Origin of the sequence: Catenulispora pinisilvae, from assembly GCF_015356865.1 — a bacterium.
GTDB classification, from domain to species: domain Bacteria; phylum Actinomycetota; class Actinomycetes; order Streptomycetales; family Catenulisporaceae; genus Catenulispora; species Catenulispora pinisilvae.
On sequence record NZ_JAAFZA010000206.1, the window covers coordinates 1 to 18673 of the forward strand.

At 71.3% G+C, this 18673-nt stretch carries 18 protein-coding genes; 7 read left to right on the plus strand and 11 right to left on the minus strand.

The features are described from left to right. The 7 genes from IZR01_RS37635 to IZR01_RS37665 form a co-directional block, all read right to left on the minus strand. Positions 1-669: protein kinase domain-containing protein (locus IZR01_RS37635; RefSeq protein ID WP_438939712.1), on the minus strand; the 669-nt coding region annotated here is incomplete at its 3' end. Between the two features lie 155 nt (positions 670-824). Beyond that, positions 825-1337, minus strand: a complete 513-nt coding sequence (locus IZR01_RS37640) for a pyridoxamine 5'-phosphate oxidase family protein (RefSeq protein WP_194900112.1) — start codon at positions 1335-1337, stop codon at positions 825-827. 39 nt (positions 1338-1376) lie between these two features. Further along, positions 1377-2111 carry a 4'-phosphopantetheinyl transferase family protein gene (locus IZR01_RS37645; RefSeq protein WP_194926637.1) on the minus strand — a complete coding sequence of 245 codons (735 nt, stop codon included), beginning with the start codon at positions 2109-2111 and terminating at the stop codon, positions 1377-1379. Between the two features lie 100 nt (positions 2112-2211). Continuing rightward, positions 2212-3558, minus strand: a complete 1347-nt coding sequence (locus tag IZR01_RS37650) for a chymotrypsin family serine protease (protein WP_194926638.1) — start codon at positions 3556-3558, stop codon at positions 2212-2214. A gap of 1267 nt (positions 3559-4825) precedes the next feature. Continuing rightward, positions 4826-5803 carry an aldo/keto reductase family protein gene (locus IZR01_RS37655; protein WP_194899559.1) on the minus strand — a complete coding sequence of 326 codons (978 nt, stop codon included), beginning with the start codon at positions 5801-5803 and terminating at the stop codon, positions 4826-4828. Between the two features lie 92 nt (positions 5804-5895). Beyond that, the gene (locus tag IZR01_RS37660; protein ID WP_194899560.1) at positions 5896-6567 is read right to left on the minus strand and encodes a response regulator; all 672 of its coding nucleotides are present in this window, start codon (positions 6565-6567) and stop codon (positions 5896-5898) included. Next, complete coding sequence (locus tag IZR01_RS37665) at positions 6564-7859, minus strand: sensor histidine kinase (protein ID WP_228561052.1); 1296 nt, start codon at positions 7857-7859, stop codon at positions 6564-6566. The genes IZR01_RS37660 and IZR01_RS37665 overlap by 4 nt, the downstream gene beginning before the upstream one ends. A gap of 152 nt (positions 7860-8011) precedes the next feature. Between IZR01_RS37665 and IZR01_RS37670 the strand changes: the two genes are divergently transcribed. Further along, complete coding sequence (locus IZR01_RS37670) at positions 8012-9088, plus strand: ABC transporter permease (RefSeq protein ID WP_194926639.1); 1077 nt, start codon at positions 8012-8014, stop codon at positions 9086-9088. Further along, positions 9085-9876, plus strand: a complete 792-nt coding sequence (locus tag IZR01_RS37675) for an ABC transporter ATP-binding protein (protein WP_194926640.1) — start codon at positions 9085-9087, stop codon at positions 9874-9876. The genes IZR01_RS37670 and IZR01_RS37675 overlap by 4 nt, the downstream gene beginning before the upstream one ends. On the opposite strand, the gene IZR01_RS37680 is transcribed toward IZR01_RS37675, so the two are convergent. Next, on the minus strand, positions 9806-10360 hold the full coding sequence (locus IZR01_RS37680) for a DUF3043 domain-containing protein (RefSeq protein ID WP_194898396.1): 555 nt from the start codon (positions 10358-10360) through the stop codon (positions 9806-9808). The two genes, IZR01_RS37675 and IZR01_RS37680, sit on opposite strands and share 71 nt — an antisense overlap. Before the next feature lie 254 nt (positions 10361-10614). Here IZR01_RS37680 and IZR01_RS37685 point away from each other — a divergent pair, with 254 nt between their 5' ends. The 5 genes from IZR01_RS37685 (at position 10615) to IZR01_RS37705 (ending at position 15629) form a co-directional block, all read left to right on the plus strand. Further along, a complete protein-coding gene (locus IZR01_RS37685; protein WP_194898397.1) occupies positions 10615-11421 on the plus strand; it encodes a PspA/IM30 family protein in 807 nt (268 codons plus the stop codon). Continuing rightward, a complete protein-coding gene (gene pspAA / locus IZR01_RS37690) occupies positions 11418-11696 on the plus strand; it encodes a PspA-associated protein PspAA (protein ID WP_194898398.1) in 279 nt (92 codons plus the stop codon). Before IZR01_RS37685 ends, pspAA begins: the two co-directional genes overlap by 4 nt. 218 nt (positions 11697-11914) lie before the next feature. After that, on the plus strand, positions 11915-12856 hold the full coding sequence (gene htpX / locus IZR01_RS37695) for a zinc metalloprotease HtpX (protein WP_194898399.1): 942 nt from the start codon (positions 11915-11917) through the stop codon (positions 12854-12856). A gap of 231 nt (positions 12857-13087) precedes the next feature. Next, positions 13088-13657 carry a PspA-associated protein PspAB gene (gene pspAB / locus IZR01_RS37700; protein ID WP_194898400.1) on the plus strand — a complete coding sequence of 190 codons (570 nt, stop codon included), beginning with the start codon at positions 13088-13090 and terminating at the stop codon, positions 13655-13657. A 727-nt stretch (positions 13658-14384) separates the two neighbouring features. Next, entirely contained in the window at positions 14385-15629 is a 1245-nt protein-coding gene (locus IZR01_RS37705) for an endonuclease/exonuclease/phosphatase family protein (protein WP_194926641.1), read from the plus strand. Positions 15630-15727: 98 nt separating this feature from the next. On the opposite strand, the gene IZR01_RS37710 is transcribed toward IZR01_RS37705, so the two are convergent. From IZR01_RS37710 to IZR01_RS37720, 3 genes are all read right to left on the minus strand, one after another. Then, positions 15728-16336 carry a DUF1707 SHOCT-like domain-containing protein gene (locus IZR01_RS37710; RefSeq protein ID WP_194926642.1) on the minus strand — a complete coding sequence of 203 codons (609 nt, stop codon included), beginning with the start codon at positions 16334-16336 and terminating at the stop codon, positions 15728-15730. Positions 16337-16585: 249 nt separating this feature from the next. Beyond that, positions 16586-16900 (minus strand): integration host factor, actinobacterial type, encoded by a 315-nt coding sequence (gene mihF, locus IZR01_RS37715; protein ID WP_012786078.1) that lies wholly within the window; start codon positions 16898-16900, stop codon positions 16586-16588. 681 nt (positions 16901-17581) lie between these two features. Beyond that, positions 17582-18586 carry an AEC family transporter gene (locus IZR01_RS37720; RefSeq protein WP_323747221.1) on the minus strand — a complete coding sequence of 335 codons (1005 nt, stop codon included), beginning with the start codon at positions 18584-18586 and terminating at the stop codon, positions 17582-17584. Between the last annotated feature and the right edge of the window lie 87 nt (positions 18587-18673).

The window sequence follows — 18673 nt, forward strand, 5'->3', positions numbered from 1 at the left end:
CGCCCCCTCAGGAGCCCCCTCAGACGCCGCCATAGCCGCCGCCCGAGCCGGGGCATCGCTCCGCCCAGGCGCCGCGGCCAACTCCAGCCCGTCGGCGCGGGCGGCGTCCGCCGCCCACCCGCTCAGCAGCGCGCGGCCGCGCGCCTGCCAGTCCGAGCCGTACACCTCCGTCGCGGTGCCCGTGACCTCCGCCAGGAACCCGTGCGGGGAGGTGGGCCGGCGCTGCGGGTCCGGGGCCAGGCCGTGCTGGGTCAGGGTGCGCAGTTCCGGCGGCGCGAATTCGGCGATGACCTCGGCGTATTCGTGCAGCGCTGCCAGGTCGTCGCCGGTGGCGGCGACGAAGGGTGCTTCGCTGGTCAGGCATTCGAAGAAGACCGCGGTGGCGCTGAAGACGTCGCCGCCGGCGTCGGGCGGGGTGCCCGTGAGGCGTTCGGGCGCCAGATAGGTCGGCTCGTTCGGGACGAATCTCGCGTCCTCGCCGCCGAAACCGGTCAGGGCCAGCCCGCCCGATCCGTCCACCCGGACGTGCTCCGGGCGCACGTCACCGTGCACCACGGCTAACGTCATCAGCATCCCGGCCAGCACGGAAGCCGCGGCCTCCGGCGCCATAGCCCCTGACTCCCGCAGCACCGCGCGCAGCGTCACGCCCTCGACCAGCCCGTTCCTCACGCACGCCTGTTTACCTGATTGCGGGCCGCAACCACAACGTCTGAAGGTATTGGCACGTCACCGGCTCGCACCGGCGGCGGCCGAAAGCGGCGGCCGCCGGGCGCGAGGGGGGGTGGGAGCGTGAAACGAGCGCGAAACCGGCCGGAGGGCGCCCCTTACCTCAGGACGCTGAGCTCCACATAGTTACGCCGTCCGAGGTGCGGCTCGTCGACCAGCCGCACCCGCTCCACCCGGAACCGGTACAGACTCGCCGCCCCGGTCCCGTCCAGATAGGACTCGCGGACCGCCGGGTCGCCGCCGAAGGACGGGAACCGCGACCGGTACGCCTCGAATGCCGGTTCGGCGTCGTCACCGACCACCGCCCCGCACTCGCCGGTCACCTGCATCCCGCGCAGCCCCTCGCCGAACTCCGGCGGCGGCAGCCAGATCGCCGCCGAGGCCTGGGCCCGGGCCGAGGCGTTCTGCCCGTGCCGGGTGCTCGGCTCGCTGACGAAGTACAGGTCGAACTTGTTCCCGAGCGCGAAGAACGCCATGTTCGCGTGCGGGGTGCCGGCGGCGTCGGCGGTGGCCAGCGACAGGACCATGGTCCCGGCGGCGATCGACTCGACGCTTTCGGCGATGACGGAGGAAGAGAGATCGGTGCCTTCGAAACCCACTGAGAGCGCCACGGCCGGAATCTGCCCAGCCGCCCCCGAGGGCAAACCGCCTCAAAGAGTGACCGCGGTGAGCACGAGCCCTGATTCGATCGCCCAACGTCCGGTCATCTGCGTGATCGGCGCTCCGCTCTGGAGGATCCGCGCCGAGAATGTCCCGGACGCCGCGAGTATCCCCGGCGTCATAACGGTCTCCTCGTCCGGCACGAACTCCACCGACGCCTCCCCGAACCCCAGCCACCGCTGGGCCACCGGGAACCACGCCTTGTAGACGGATTCCTTGGCACAGAACACCAAACGGTCCCACCGCACCTGCGGCCGCTCCGCTGCCAACGCGGCCAGCCCCGGCCCCTCTTCCGGCCGCGCGATGGTGTCCAGCACGCCCTCCGGCAGCGGCGCGTGCGGCTCGGCGTCGATCCCGAGCCCCACGACACCGGCGGTGCGTCCAGCCGCGCTCCGAAGGTCCTCGCCCCCGGCGCCGGCTTCGCCCCCGCCGCCGTCGAAGCGGGCGACGGCCGCCGCCCGATACCCCCGACAGTGCGTCATGCTCCCCACGATCCCCGCAGGCCACAGCGGTTCCCGGTTCCCGCCGGTCCCGATCGCGACCGGCGGCAATCCCAACTGGGCCAAAGCGGTCCGCGCCAGATGCCGCGTGGTGGTGTACTCGCGCTGCCGCTTCTCCACGGCCCGCGCGATCACCGCTTCCTCGCCCGGCAGCAGCACCGCGTCCTCGGGGTCGCCGAAGACCTCGGCGACCGCCACCTCCGGCGGGAGCAGACTCGACAGCACGCCACGCTCTCCGTTCTGTCCGACGACTCTGTCCGACGACCCGTAGCCGGTTACGGCTACGGCGGCTATGACAGCTATGACCAGGGGATCAGGTAGGGGATCAGGTCTGAGGATTCAAGGTCAACCCGTAGTAGTCGAAGATGTCGGTGGCCTCGGTCCAGAAGACCCCCGGCGTCCCGTCCCCGGGCGTCCCGTCCGACAGTAGCCCGCGAGCCTGCCGCACCCCGCCGGGCTCCACCGCGAACATCGTCGCGCCGCTGTCCCCGCCGGCCGCGCCCCAGCCGTTGTTCACCGCGTCGCCCCAGACGCCGCGCGCCGTGTACGACAGCCCCGGGCAGCCGGTGCTGGGCCCGCAGTACATGTCCTGGTTGGTCACCTTGATGTTGCAGGGAGTCGGATGCCCCATGAAGTACGACCGCTGGCCGTCGTGGCAGACGTAGTCCCCGTTGTACGAGTACGCGAAGCTGGTCAGCCGCATCCAACCGGTGGTGTCCGACTCGTCGGCGTTGTTGTTCGCCCCGTCGATGGTCTCGGCGTCCCACTCCTGCACCCGGGCCGTGACCGTGCCGACGTAGTTGCCCTTCAGCCCGTTGGCGTAGTCACCCGGCGTCCCGGCGTGGGTGTAGATCTTGGTGCCGACGCCGAAGCAGTGCGCCGCGGTCACCATGATCGGGTGCTTGTCGGACTTGCGGATCGCCGGCAGCCCGGCGGTGCAGCCGTGGCCGGTGCCGCCGCCGGTGAGGGCGTCGCCGCCGATGAACGGCGAGCTGTCGTCCCACTTGGTGTTCGCCCACGCCTTCGCCTGCGACGACCGGCCTTGCCGGTAGACGATCGGCACGCCGAGCGAGGCGGCCAGATTCGTGGTGGACGGCCCGAACGCGGCCGGGGCCGCCGCCGGGTTGTCGACGTCGATCTGTAGCCCCGAAGCGTCCGCTGCCGGTCCGACCATGTCCACGCGCATCGGCAACTTCCCGGCGTCGGCTAACGCCACCACCCGCTGTGCCGCGGCATCCAGCGCGGCATGCGTCGCGGCCGCCTTCTGGAAGCGGATCAGCGAAGCGTCGATCGTCGGATCGACGGCACGCGCCTGCGCGGACACCCGCGCCGCCTGCCCGGTGTCGGTGAGGTAGACGGTCACCACGTCCGGTCCGGCGTCGATCGCGAGGTTGCCGTAGACATCGGCGGCGACACCCCGCCCGGCGGCGCCCACGGCGTTCGCGACGGCGCGCAGCGGGCCCAGCCGCACGGCCTGCGCGTCGGGGCTGAGCGCGGCGACTTGAGCGTCGGTCAGGATCGCGGCCAGCGCCGGCATCCCGGTCCGTGCCGATGTCCCGGCCCGCGCCGGCGTCCCCGTCCCGGCCTGGGCCCCGTCCGGCAGCACGACGGCGGCGACGAGCAGTCCGGCGCCGAGCGCGCCGAACCGGGCGGCGACGACCTTCCTCCTCATGGGAGTGCTCCTGGTGTGATCGCGGATCGGTCACGCCGGAGCATAGCGGTGATGTCAGGCTTCTGATAGAGCGAGCCAACCGTTTGCCGCCGCGCGGGGCTTTAGTCTGTATGAGTATCGCGTTGACCTTGATCCTGGCCCTGGTCTCCCTGCTCCGCGTCCGGGGCACCGGCGCGACCGACACGGTCTGGGCCGAGGACGGCTCCCGCTTCTTCCAGGACAGCTTGCACACCGGGTCCCTCCGGCTCCTCATCACGCCCTACAACGGCTACCTGCACCTGGCCCCGCGGCTGACGATCGACATCGCGCGGCTGTTCCCGATCGAGGACCTGGCCGCGGTGCTGGCCGTCACCGGTGCGCTGATATCCGGAGCCCTCGCGGTGTTCGTCTTCAACGTCAGCGGCGACAAGCTGCGGTCCAAGGCGCTCCAGGCCGTGGCCGCCGCGCCGGTGGCGGTGGGCTGGGTGGCGCAGTCCGAGGTGGGGAACAACCTGGCCGACGCGCAATGGTTCCTCGTCTACGCCGCGTTCTGGGCCGCGGTCTATCAGGGCTCTGGTCGAGGCCTCCGCATCGCCGCGGCGGTCGTGCTCGTCGTCGCGGCGGCGAGCGATCCGTTCACCGGCTTGTATCTGCCGCTACTCTGGCGCCGCAGCCGGACGCAGATCGCGGGATTGGCGGCCGGGCTGGCATACCAGGCGATCGGCATCGTGTTCATGGGGTCTTTGACGTCCCGGCCGGCGCGCCGCGACCACCACGTACTCGGCACGGCCGACGCCTACCTGGTACACGTCGTCGGGCACGTACTCTGGCCGGTCCGAGGGTCCTGGCTGGTCGGTGCCGTACTCAGCCTGGGGTTGCTGGTGGCCGCTTTCAGAGCTCTGCCACGCTCCCGGCGCGGCCTGCCGACCACCGCCCTGGCCTACAGCGTGCTGATTTACTTCGCCCTGGTCACCGAAGGCGGCTTCGTCGCCCCGCGCTACGCCTACCTCGGCACCGCGTTGCTCCTGGCCGGGATAACGGCCGCGGTCGTCGAAACCGGTCTGGGAACCGGCTTCCTGGCGGCCGCGGTCGCCGTCTGCGTCTGCGTCGGCTACTTCGAGGACCAGGGCGGGCGGAACACCGGACCGTCCTGGCGCGGGCAGCTCCAGCAGGCCGCCACTCGCTGCCAGAACGGCCACGGGGCCGACGCCGATGTCGCCATCGCGCCGGCCCCGTGGTCGGTACAGATCCCGTGCCCGCTGCTGGCCGGGTCCGAGCCGAGCGCGCGCTACTCGGTCGGCGCCTCGCGCACCACGTGGGTGCCCAGGACGTCGTCGATCTTCTTCAGCACGTCCGCCGACAGCTTCACCCCAGCGGCCTTGACGTTCTCGGTCACCTGCTCCGGCCGCGAGGCGCCGATGATCGCCGCCGACACGTTCGGGTTCTGGAGCACCCAGGCCACGGCCAGCTGCGCCATCGACAGGTCCACGGACTCCGCGATCGGCTTGAGCTGCTGCACCGCCTCCAGCAGGCCCTCGTTGCCGACCAGGTCGCCGATGAAGCTCGCGCCGCGCTCGTCCGTCGCGCGCGACCCCTCCGGCAGCGTGGCGCCGGGCAGGTACTTGCCGGTCAGGATGCCCTGAGCGATCGGGGACCAGACGATCTGGCCCAGGCCCAGCTCCTCGGAGGTCGGCACCACCTCGGCCTCGATCACCCGCCACAGCATCGAGTACTGCGGCTGGCTGGAGATCAGCTGGATCTTCAGCTCGTCGGCCAGCTTCTTGGCGGCGCGGATCTCCGAGGGCTTCCACTCCGAGACGCCGATGTAGAGCGCCTTGCCGCAGCGTACGACGTCGGCGAACGCCGTCATCGTCTCCTCCAGCGGCGTCGCGTAGTCGTAGCGGTGCGCCTGGTAGAGGTCGACGTAGTCGGTCTGCAACCGCTTCAGCGAGCCGTTGATCGACTCCATGATGTGCTTGCGCGACAGGCCGCGGTCGTTGTGCCCGGGGCCGGTCGGGAAGAACACCTTGGTGAAGACCTCCAGACCCTCGCGCCGCTCGCCGCGCAGCGCCCGGCCCATCACGGCCTCGGCGCGGGTCCCGGCGTAGACGTCGGCGGTGTCGAACGTGGTGATGCCGGCGTCCAGGGCGGCGCGCACACAGGCCAGCGCCGCGTCCTCCTCCACCTGCGAGCCGTGGGTGATCCAGTTGCCGTAGGCGATCTCGCTGATGACCAGGCCGGAGCGGCCGAGATGACGGAATTCCATGAGGTAACCCTACGACTGGGCCGCCGGGAGTTACATCGGAGGTCTGGCGGATTCAACGGGGTCCGACCGGCGGGCGCCGCCTCCGGCGGGCTTCAGCTCCGGCCGCGGCCCGCATCGGGCCCGCCTCGCATCCGGATCAGCCCGGCCTGCACCGCGGCGGCCACGGCCGCGGTCCGGCTGTCCACCCCGAGCTTGCCGAAGATGTGCACCAGGTGCGTCTTCACGGTCGCCTCGCTGATGAACAGCCGCCGCGAGATCTGACGATTGCCCAGCCCGCCGGCCACCAGCTCCAGGATCTCGGCCTCGCGCTGCGACAACGCCGGCCGCGGCCCGCGCACCCGGCCGAGCAGGCGCGCCGCGACCGGCGGCGCGAGCACGGTCTCGCCGCGGGCCGCCGCCCGCACCGCCGCGGCCAACTCCTCCGGCGGCGCGTCCTTCAGCAGATACCCGGCGGCCCCGGCCTCGACCGCGGCGAGGATGTCGGCGTCGGTGCTGTAGGTGGTGAGGATCAGCACGGCCGGCGCGTCCGGCCGCGCGGCGATCCGCCGGGTCGCCTCGACCCCGTGCATCCCCGGCCCCATTTGCAGATCCATCAGGACGATGTCCGGCGGCGTGCCGGCCGCGACCGCCTGATCGAGCAGCCGCAGCGCCTCCGCGCCGTCGGCGGCCTCGCCGACCGGCTCGATCTCCGGCAGGTCGGCGAGCACTGCGCGCAGGCCGCGGCGGACCACCGGGTGGTCGTCGACAAGGAGGACGCGGATCATGGAGCGGGCTCGGCAGAGAGTTGATGCGCGGGCCCTGATGCGGGATGCGTAGGTGCGGGTAGCTGTGCTAGCTCAGTGGCGGGATGTTGCGTCGGCAACGCCACCGCGACCGCCGTCCCCTCGCCGGGCACCGACTCGATCGTCAGCGTCCCGCCGAGCTCGCCGATCCGCTCCCGCATCCCGTGCAGCCCGAACCGGCCGTCGGCGCTCGCCGCCCCGTCGAAGCCGACCCCGTCGTCGAACACGTCCAGCGTGACCTCGTCCTCGTGGTAGGCCAGCGTCACCGCCGCGGCGGTCGCCCGCGCGTGCCGCTCGACGTTCGCCAGCGCCTCCTGCGTCGTCCGCAACAGCGCGACGTCCGCCTCCATCGGCAGCTCGTACGGCTCGCCCTCGATCCGGAACGCCACGCGCGGATGCCCCGCGGCCACCCGGGCCAGCGCCTCCCCGAGCGTCGAGCCCTCCAACGCCGGCGGCGTCAGTCCGGCCACGAACCGCCGCGCCTCGGCCAGGTTCGCGCTCGCGGTCTCCCGGATCTCGCGCACGCCCGCCGCCGCCGGCTCCGGCAGCCCGCTCTCCACACCCCGGGCCAGCAACACGATGCTCGACAAGCCCTGCGCCAGCGTGTCGTGGATCTCCCGGGCCAGCCGCTGCCGCTCGGCGAGCCGGCCGGCCTCGCGCTGCGACGCCGCCAGGTCGGCCTGGGCCCGCACCAGCTCGTCGAGCAGCCGCTGTCGGCGTCGCCCCTCGCGGTACATGCCGACATACCCGTACGCCGTCAGGACCGCCACCGCGGCCCCCGCGCACGGCCCGATCACCTTCGCCGCGGTCAGCCCGCCGCTGGTCGTGGCCTGGGTCGCGACCACCGTCGCGGTGATCGCCACCACCGCCGCCAGCGACCACGTGCGGGGGAGCAGGTGCAGCACCAGGAAGTACAGCGGGAACGCCACATACGCGGTCGTCGGCGCGATCACCACCAGCGCGACCCACAGCGCCGCCACGGCCGCCAGCCACCACAATGCCGCCGGCCGCCGCCGCCCGGCCCGCCGATCAGGACGCGAACCGGCACCCGGACCGTCACCTGGCCGACTACTCCGCCCCGGGAACCCCAGGACCCCGAGCGCGTACACGCCGCCCAGCGCCGCCCCGACCGCCCACGCCACCGCGTCCCCCGCGCCGACGAGCCCGACCAGCAGCAGCGCGTAGAACATGGCGTGCAGCCCGAGCAGCACCACGCGCAGCGTCGGCACCCGGGTCCGGTGCCCGGCTTCGGATATACCGTCTGAACTGCTCATATGCATCCAGTTTACGGTCCGTCACCCGCGGATCCGGCCGTTCGGGCATCCATCGTTCGATTGATGCGCGGCCAACCTTCTCCGCGATGGCAGGGGGCGGCCCGCTCGCCAGGCTGGAAGCCGTCCCACCCCGATCGAAGGAAGGCAGCACCGTGTTCGTCGCCCTGCGCGACCTCCGCTTCGCCAAGGGCCGGTTCACTCTGATGGGTGCCGTCGTCGCCCTTCTCACCGGCCTGGTCCTGTTCCTCTACGGCCTCACCGGCGGCCTGGCCTCCGACTCCACCTCGGCGCTCACCGGGCTCCCGGCGCGCGACGTGGTCTTCGGCGGCCCGGCGGTGTCGTTCAGCGACAGCGCCATCAGTCCCGGGCAGCAGGCCGCGTGGCAGGTGGCGGCGGGTGCGCGGCCGTTCGGAGTGTCGATGACCAGGCTGGCCGCCGCCGACGCGACCTCGGTCAGCGTGGTCGGCGTCGCTCCCACGCTCGCGCCGCCGCTGCTGTCCGGCCACGCGCCGGGCCCCGGCGAGGTCGCGGTGGGCGCCAAGCTGGCGGCCGGGCACGCGCTCCACCTCGGCCAGCAGGTCTCGCTCGGAGCGGCGCGCCTCACCGTCTCCGGCATCACCCCGAACCGCTCCTGGGGCCACGCCCCGACGGTCTGGACCGACGAACCCACCTGGCAGCACGTCGCCGGGGCCACCCAACCCGTCGCGCTGTTGGTCGACCAGGCCGGCGCCGAAGCCGGCACCGAAGCCGCCACCGAACCCGACGCCAAAGCGCTCGACGCGGCGCAGCACACGAAGACCGTCACCCTGGCCGCCGCCGAAGCCGGCATCGACGGCTACTCGGCCGAACAGGGCAGCCTGACGATGATCCAACTATTCCTGTTCGCGATCAGTGCCCTGGTCGCGGGGGCCTTCTTCACGGTCTGGACGGTCCAGCGCAAGGCCGACATCGCGGTCCTCAAAGCCATCGGCGCGAGCAGCGCCTACCTGGTCCGCGACGCCCTCGGCCAGGCCCTGATCCTGCTGCTGACCGGCGGCGCGCTCGGCGCGGCGGCCGGAGCCGTGGGCGGCACGCTGCTGCGCGGCTCGGGCACGCCGTTCGCGCTCGACCCCGCGACCGTGGCCGTCCCGCTCGCCGCGATGGTCGTCCTCGGCCTGGCCGGTGCCGCGCTCGCGGTCCGCCGCATCGTGACCGTGGACCCGCTGACCGCCCTAGGAGCATCCCGATGACCTCGACGAATGCGACACCCCCGGCCGCCCTCGCGCTGACCGACGTCACCCTCACCTACCCCGACGGCGACACCCGCCTCACCGCCCTGGACCACGTCAGCCTCACCGTGGCCCCGGCCGAGTTCACCGCGGTCGTCGGGCCCTCCGGCTCCGGCAAGTCCACGCTGCTGGCGGTCGCCGCGACCCTGCTCACCCCGGACGGCGGAACGGTCGAGATCGCCGGTCAAGACACCGCCGCCCTGACTCGGGCCGAGCGCACCCGGCTGCGCCGCGACCGGATCGGCATCGTGTTCCAGCAAGCCAACCTGATCGCCTCGCTCACCGCCGCCGAGCAGCTGGAAGTGGTCGGCCACCTGCGCGGGGACCGCCCCGGGGCGGCTCGCGAAAGAGCCCGGACCCTCCTGGCCGCGGTCGGCCTCGACAACGCCAAACAGCGCCGTCGGCCGCACCAGCTCTCCGGCGGCGAACGCCAGCGGGTCAACATCGCCCGCGCGCTCTACGCCGAACCGGCCGTCCTCCTGGTGGACGAACCCACCTCAGCCCTCGACCACGAGCGCGGCGCGCAGGTCCTGGCCCTGCTCGCGGCCGTCACCGGCGCCCACCGGACCGGCACCGTCCTGGTCACCCACGACGCCGCCCTACTGGCCGGCGTCGACCGGATCCTGACGATGGCCGACGGCCGACTGACCGGCAGCGGTTTGCCCGATCAGAGGCCGCCTAGAACTTCTCGCCGCGCTTCAGCCGCGGCTTGGGCAGACGCCACTTCCGGAACTGCATCGACCGCATGAGCGAGTACCACCCGATCCGGCCCAGGTCGGCGTTCGGGAACCGCTTGTGCGCCTCCCGCTTCACGCCGCGCACCAGCAGCACCGAGTCGAACACGATGGCCACCAGCATCACCAGCCACAGCACCACCGACAGCAGCGCCACCGAGGGGACCGAGGCCACCACGAACAGCAGGACGGCGAAGATGATGAAGAACTCGGCGATCCGGAAGCGGGAGTCGACGTAGTCCCGCGCGAACTGCTTGACCGGGCCTCCGTGCTGCCGTTCGGTCTGCGCCTCGAAGTCGCGCTGTCGGTTCTGGCGCTTGGCCTTCTTCGGATCGGCGCTCAGGCCGGACAGCCGCTGCTTGCGGGCCAGTTCGGCCTCGCGGCGGGTGGGCGTGGGACGGCCCTTGGCGGCCTGGGCCTCGGCCAGCGCGGAGGAGGTTTCCTCTTCCGCGGCATCGGCGTCGTTGGCCTCGTCGGTGGATTTCGTCTTCCGGAACACGCTCAAGACTCTAAGGCCACGGCCCCGCCACCACGAAGCCACCACCGGGCGGGCTCGCCAGGCGATCACCGGCCCGGCGGCCCGGCCATGACGTTCAGCACCACGAAGCCATGACCTTCAGTAGGTGCCGGGAAGGGGTGGCGAGCCGTATGGTAAGTCCTGACCAGGACATCGGAGTTGGACGACATTCAGGGCGATTCGCCAGGCGGGTCGCGTCGGACACCAGAAGACGTGAAGGGGGCGCGGCAGAGCCCATGAGTGGCGTCATGAAGCGCATGAAGTTGATCTTCCAGGCCAAGGCCAACAAGGCGCTGGACAAGTACGAGGACCCGCGCGAGACGCTCGACCTTTCGTACCAGAAGCAGCTGGAACTGCTGCAGAAGGTGCGTCGGGGCGTCGCCGACGTGGCCACCTCCCGAAAGCGCCTGGAGCTTCAGATGAAGCAGCTCCAGGACCAGGCGGACAAGCACGAGACCCAGGCCCGCCGGGCGCTGGAGGTCGGCCGCGAGGACCTGGCCCGCGAGGCCCTGTCCCGGCGTGGCGGCATCCAGCAGCAGGTCACCGACCTGCAGACGCAGTACGCGGCGCTGCAGGGCGAGGAGGAGAAGCTCACCCGGGCCTCCCAGTCGCTCCAGGCCAAGGTCGACGCCTTCCGCACCAAGAAGGAGACGATCAAGGCCACCTACACCGCCGCCGAGGCGACCACCCGGATCGGCGAGGCCTTCTCCGGCATCTCCGAGGAGATGTCCGACGTCGGCATGGCGATCCAGCGGGCCGAGGACAAGACCCTCCAGCTCCAGGCCCGCGGGTCGGCGATCGACGAGCTGCTGGCCTCCGGCGCGCTCAACGACCCGACCGGCATGGCCAAGGACGACATCACCACCGAGCTGGAGCGCCTGTCGACCGGCTCGGACGTCGACAACCAGCTGGAGGCGATGAAGCGGGAGCTCTCCGGCGGCCCGTCGGCCAAGCAGCTGGAGGCCGGCAAGCCGGTCGGCAACGCCGCCGACCAGGGCGTCGCCGACGCCGAGGAGGTCCGCAAGGAGGGAGAGGCGCGATGATCGTCCGTATCCTCACCGAGGGCCAGCTCAAGGTCCCGGACAGCGCGATCGACGAGCTCAACGCCCTGGACACCAAGGTGCTGGAGACCTGCCAGGACAAGGACGAGAAGGCGTTCCGCGAGGCGCTGGACACCCTGCTGGCCCGGGTCCGGGAGATCGGCGAGCCGATCCCGCTGGACCAGCTGGTGGAGAGCGACTTCGTGCTCCCGATGGCCGACTCCACGCTGGACGAGGTCGAGGCGATGATGTCGGACGAGGGTCTCATCCCCGGCTGATCGCCCGGCGCCTGCTAGCCCCGCTGGTCCTCGACTGCCGCCACGTCGGACGCCGGTACTCCCGGCTCCGGTGTGGCGGTAGTCTCTTTGGCCCCGTGATCGGGTGGCCCGGGGAACCTCCAGGTGGTTTTCGGCGTTGCACCCATTAACCAGCTGGTTCCAAGAGCTGGAATTGACACGTTGGGTTCGAAAAGATCGGGACAGGGAGAGACCCGCCAGTGGCAAAGACCCGTTTCGCGCCGGACCGGCAGCTGACGTCGCGGATGGTGACCGTGATGTTCCTGCTCGGGCTGGTCTACGTCGCCGCGATCGGGGTGGCGGTGGCCTTCGCACCGAAGGGCCTGCTGCCGATCCTGATCATCGTGATCGCGGCCTTCTTCTTCGCGCAGTGGTTCCTTTCCGACAAGATCGCGCTGTTCTCGATGCAGGCCAAGGTCGTGCAGCCGAACGACTCCTACGAGGCCCGCCGCCTGCACGCGGTGCTGGACCGGCTGTGCGCGCTGGCCGACATGCCCAAGCCCCGGGTGGCGATCGCGGACACCGACGTCCCGAACGCCTTCGCCGCCGGCCGCAGCCAGAAGAACACCGTGGTCTGCGCGACCACCGGCCTGATGCGCCGGCTGGACGACGACCGCGAGCTGGAGGCCGTGCTGGCCCACGAGCTCTCGCACGTGGCGCACAAGGACGTCGCGGTGATGACCATCGCCTCGTTCCTGGGCATCCTGGCCGGCCTGATCACCCGCATCACCTTCGAGATGGGCCTGTGGGGCGGCTTCTCCGACCGGCGCGGCCGGGACGACGACGAGAGCCCGGCGGCGGTGCTGTTCCTGGTGATGATCGTCTCGATGCTCACCTACGCGCTGTCGTTCCTGCTGATCCGCAGCCTGTCCCGGTACCGCGAGCTGGCCGCCGACCGCTCCGGCGCCCTGCTCACCGGCAACCCCTCGGCGCTGAGCAGCGCCCTGGGCCACATCACCGGTGAGATGGCCGCGATCCCGACCCAGGACCTGCGCAAGCAGGAGGCGTTCAACGCGTTCTTCTTCACCCCGGCGATCCGCGGCGGTGCCAGCGTCTCCACGCTGTTCGCCACCCACCCGCCGGTGGCGGTCCGCCAGGAGAAGCTGGCGAAGCTGGCCGTGGAGATGGGCCGTCCGTTCTAGACGGCATCCGCCACGACGACTCCGAACTCCTCCAGAGCACGCAGACCCCAGCGCCTGTCGGACCACCCGAGCTTCCACGATGCGAGCCGTATGCGTCCGACAGGCGTTATGCATGCCCGCATCGGGAAGGATCCCGGTTAGTCACGGGGATCTGCACAAGACGATCACGATAAGCGAACGGACCGTGGGACCTCCCGCGGGTACCGTCGCGGACAAGGCAAGCTGGTAGCCATGGGATTCCTGGACACGCTGCTGGGTCGGACCAAGCCGGTCAAGCCGGACCTCGACCAGCTCTTCGGCCTGCCCTCAGCGGCCCTGACCCTGCAGGCGGCGACCAAGTTCCGGCCCACCGGGCTGGGCTCGGTGTGCTTCAAGCGCGCCGAGGGCCGGGCCTTCGACGACGTCGAGTCGGACATCACCACGCTCCTGGCGGCCGGCAACGGCCCCAAGGTCGAGGCGCGCGACGACTCCTACGGCTACACCTGGCTGGTCTCGCACCACGAGCCGGACGACACCGCCGGTCTGGTCACCGACCTGCACGCGGTGAACAGCTCGCTGCAGGACACCGGCTTCGGCCCGCAGCTGCTGTGCTCCCTGGTGTCCTTCACCGACGACCGGGACCGCCGCCTGGCTCTGGTGTACCTGTACAAGCGCGGCACCTTCTACCCCTTCGCCCCGCAGGCCGGCGAGCAGCGCGACGGCGCCCTGGAGCTCCAGATCAAGGCCCTGCTCGGCAACGACCTGCGGCTGGAGCAGGACCTGAGCCGCTGGTTCCCGGTCTGGGGCGCGCCCGGTCTGTAATCGGGTTCGCCGTCTCAGGAAGTTGTGACACGGTTGTTGCTCTAGTCACCGGACTGTGACTGAACGAAGTGCCGATCGGTAGTAACGTTTGCGCGTGCACGCTGCTCTGGCGTGCGCGGAACGGTCGGGTCTGGTCACGGCGAGTGGACGAGAAGACTTGCGTTTCGAACAACTTCCGGCCGGTTCGGCCGGATCCGGCGCGGACGGCGATGGGCCGACAGGCCAGGGGGCGGCGGTGAGTCCGGTTCGGGCTTCGGGCGACGACGGCGGACCGGCCGCGTCCGCCGCCGACAACGGGCCGATATCCACGCCCGCCGAGGACACCGTTCCCGGCGTGGACACTGTGCTCGGCGTGGACACCGTGAGTGCCGCGGACGGCACGGGTTCGCAGGGTGCTGCGGTCGTGGTCGCGGCCAAGCCGCGGGCCGCTTCGGGGCCGCCGGTGCTGGCGATCAGTGACATCATCCGGTCGGCCGCGGACCAGGCTTCCGCTACGTGGAAGACCGCCGCTGTGCCTACGCAGCGGCGGGAGAGTCCTGCGACGGGTGCTCGGGCGGCTGCTCCTGCGGCTGCGGCTGCTCCTGCGACGCCTGCCGCCCCGGCCACACCTACCGCTGGCATATCCGGCGCAGCTACTGCCATCCCTCGTGGGTCTGAGGCTGAGGCACCTGCTGCCACCGTAAGGCAGGCCCTTGACGCGCCTGCTGCCACTGGTCGTGTTCCCAGCATGCCTTCGGCCGCCGCGCCTGTCGCTAGTACTCCTATAGCGAGGACGTCGAGCCCACCGAGCCCTCCGAGGACATCGAGCCCTTCGTCGCCGGAGCCCGCGCTGTATCTCGCCGACGACACGCTCATATCCAGTGGCCCGGTAACCAACGGCCCGATAGCCAGTGACCCGGTTACCGGTGGCCCGGTCGTCGAGCCCGTCGAAGACGCTCCCGAGGCCATCTCCGAAGCGGAAGCCGAAGACGCCCACTGGCCCGGTGCCCGCCGTCAGATAGCCCTCCTGACCAACATCGTCTGCCTCCTGATCCTCGCGGTCCTGCTCGGCCACCGCTACCTGCCCGACGTCCTGGGCTTCGGCTCCCTGATCGACACCTTCCTGCCGTGGACCGTCGCGCCGCTCGTGCTGGCCCTGCCGGCCTCGCTGCTCACCCTCAAGAAGTGGGCCATCGGCATCAGCCTGCTGACCTGCGCGGTCTGGGCCGGCGACTTCGGCCCGACCCTGATGCGCAGCGCCGGTTCCGGCCCGGCCGACCTCAGGATCCTGAGCCAGAACGTCTCGGCCGGCGACACCGGCGTCCCCGACCTGACCGGCGTGGCCCGGCTGGCCCAGCAGCGCGGGGCCGACATCGTGGTGCTCCAGGGCCTGTCGAAGGATGTGCAGGTGGCCGACCAGGCGGCCCCGCCCGGCTACAGCTACCACATGGCCATGTACGAGTTCGTGGTCTGGTCCCGCTTCCCGCTCGGTGCCGGGCAGCCGGTCGACCTGGCGGGCAACCGTCCGGTGCAGTCCGGCGCCGCGGAGGCGAGCGGTACCTCCGGTGAGTTCGGCGGGCTGCTGCGGTTCACCGTCGACGTCAGCCAGGGCCGGCAGGTCACCGTCTACGCCGTGCACCTGCCGCAGCCCTCACTCTCGCACAACGGCTTCGGCGTGGCCCGCGGCGACGCGCTGGAGCAGTTGGTGGACGACGTGCAGGCCGAGCAGTCGCCGAACCTGATCGTGGTCGGAGACCTGGACGTGGCGCAGACCGACCGGGCGATCGGGCCGCTGCTGGGCTCCTCGACCGGGCTGGTCTCCGCGCAGGCCAAGGCCGGGGGCGGGTTCGGCTTCACGTGGCCGGCGACGTTCCCGGTGGTGCGGCTGGACGACGTGCTGACCCGCGGCCTCAAGCCGGTGTCCAGCGTGGTGCTGCCGGCGGTGGGCCCGAAGCAGGCGCACCGGCCGATCGAGGCGGATCTGAAGTTCTGACCTGGGCCCGCCTCTGATTAGGGGTTGTTCCCTAATCCTTGAGGTCTGCCAGGACTTTCTGAGGTTGACCAGGGCTTGCTGGGGCTTGTCGGCGTTTGTCAGCGTGCTGAGCGCCGTCGGCGCGCCCGCCGTTCGATCACCTTGCCGTATTTCAGGGTGCCGGTGATCTCGATCCGCAGCGGTCGCGCGGCACCGCGTCCGACGTCGTGCCGGTTCCGGTCGCCGCGCAGCCGGACCTGGGAGAACGCCAGGGTGAGGCCGTCGGTGTCGATCTCGGCGTTCGGCCCGCCGACGATGATCAGCTTGCCGAGCCGCATATCGCAGTCGATGCGCAGGACGTCGCTGCTGATCACGGCGGCGGAGAAGTCCAGGAGGATGTCGCACATCTTGGACCGCACCTCGATGCGGCCGGGGACGGTCCAGCCGCCGAGGCGGGTGAACTGGCCGCCCACCTGGTCGATGACGAGCACGTCCTTGGCCGGCGGCGCGCCGGCGACGGGGAGCGTCCCGAGATCGGGGCCGGCGTCGGCGGGCAGATCCGAGGTCAGCTCGGCCAGCTGGCCGAGCGTGCGCGCGGTCAGCGCGGACTCCAGCCGGGCGTCGAGCTCCTCGGCGGACAGCCGGCCGTCTCCGGCGGCGATCCGCAACGTCTCCACGACGCGGTCCCGGTCCGCGTGTGAAGCTCGCAGGTCGGGCTGGTCGGTCATAATTCCCACGCTAGCCCAGACGCGGCGTGGAGCGCCTCATCAGGGGCGTGCGGGATGGTCCGGGCGGCCGCCGGACCCGCGGTCCGCACACCGATCGCCCTGGCGGGCGGTCGACGGTGGCCGAGCCCGGCCCTGATCGCACCTGGTGCACCTCACCCAGACCGGCCCGGCATTGCCGGCCGTCCCGGGTAGGACGGCCGGCTGCGCCGTGGCGAGATCGCCCGGATTCGGGCCCTGTGGGGACCCGGATCAGGCGGTGGCGGCGAGCAGCGCCTGGCGCTGCCGGTCGCCGAGGCCGCCGATGCGGCGGTTCTCGTCGATCTCCGCGTCCGCCATCAGCTTGGCCGCCTTGGCCGGGCCGTAGCCCGGCAGCGCCTTGATGAGGGCGGTCACCTTCGTCTTCTTGACCATCTCCTCGCCCTTGGCCGCCCGGTCGAGCACCGCCTTCAGGGACAGCTTCCCGGCCTTGACGTCGGCCAGCATCTCCGAACGGGCACGGCGCACTTCCCCGGCCTTGGCCAGAGCGGCCGCGCGCTGCTCGGGGGTCAGTGTCGGAAGAGCCATGAAACTTCTCCTTGCCTAGTACGGTCACGGCCCGCGACGGCGCCGGAGCCGTGGCCCATAATGGCGGATCCCGGCGACAGATCACAGCTCAGGGGTGGGGGAACCACCCCATGTCGGCCGAGGTGAGGCCGTTCGAGGCCGACTGAGGGGGTCGCGAATCGGTCGAAAAGGTCGCAATGGCGACCAACGCGCAGGTGATCCGCGGCACAGCGGCGATTGACCCGAACGAGGCACCCGCCCACCGCTCGGCGGGTAGCTGGAGCCGCGCTGGGCCGTTGCGAAGCTGCGCGACAGCGCGTTCGCGCGCGACGGTCGCCAAGTGGGCGAAAGCGTCCGAGGGCTGCGAAAGGGGCAGATCAGCCATTCCGGTCGCGGCGGCGCCGGGGCGTCCGCGCGCGTTCCGCCGACGCTTCGGGCGCTCGGCGGCGGGCCGTTTTCGGGCTTCTGGGGGCTTGCTGAGGGGCCTGAGACGCCGGTCCGGTGTGGGAAGGCGGACAAGGGGTCGCGAGGGTCTGCGGCGGGCCGGGGCGCCCGGCGCGTTTCCCGGGTGACTGTGGCGTAAATACGGCGATTGGCCGGTGCTGCGGCAATCACCCGAACCGGTGACGGGTCACGCCTCGTCACCACCCGGGCGGGCTATTCCGCGGATCGCACGCGGATTGCCCGCGGGTCACTCGCGGGTCACTTCAGGAGTGCGACGACGCTCCACAAACCCGCCATCGAGGCGACGGTGGAGAAGATCACGGAGTTGCGGGCGAAGACGGTGTCGAGGCCGTACTCGCTGGCGTAGATGAACACGTTCTGGGCCGTGGGGAGGGCCGCGCAGAGGGTGACGGCCAGGACGTCGTGGGCTGGGAGGCCGAGGGCGTAGCGGGCCAGGAGGTAGGCGAGGATCGGCTGGACGGCGGTCTTCAGGGCGATGGCTATGACGGTTTCGGCTATACCGGACTTCTTGACCTCGACCGCGGGCTGGGCCTCGACCACGCTCTCCGCCTCGATCGCCCTATCGCCCCCAGCCCGGCCTCCTTCGGTCTTCTTCGCAACGTGCAGCGACATCCCGAGCGTGATCAGAGCCACCGGCACCGCCGCGCCGCCGAGAAGGCCGAGCGCGGTGCTGACGTCCGCCGGAACGTGGAAGTGGGTCGCGGAGACCAGCGCGCCGAACGCCGACGCGATGATGATCGGATTGTGTACCGGCAGCATGGCTATGCCCCGCAGCCGCTGCCGCATCCCGGTCGGGGACCCGGCGCGCAGCCCCATGAGCGTCATGATGATCGGCGTCACCAGCACGGTGTTGAACAGGATCACGGTCGACAGGAAGACCGCGTTCCCCAACACCTGGATCGCCACCGGGATGCCCAGATTCGCAGAGTTGACGTACCCGGAGGCCATCGCGACCACCGCCCCGTTCGGCACGTCCCGCCCGAACACCCGGGTGCTCAGCACCAGCCCCAGCCCGCACGCCGCCAGCGAACTGACCCCGAACGCGATGATCGAGGTGTTGGCCAGCGCGTGCAGATCAGCCTTACCCAGCATCCCGAACAGCGAGGCCGGCATCGCCACCCGGAACACGAACCGCCCCAGCACCGCCTCCACGTCCGCCGACACCGCCCCGACGAGGTCGAAGCGGGCGACCAGGTAGCCGAGGGCGGTGAGTAACCAGATCGGTATGAAGGCGTTGAGCACCGCGCCACCGTACCGGGGCAAGGGTTCGCAGTCGGCGGGGGTGTGGTAGGGATCGCCGGTCGTCGGGATTCTCGACCAGCAGGATCA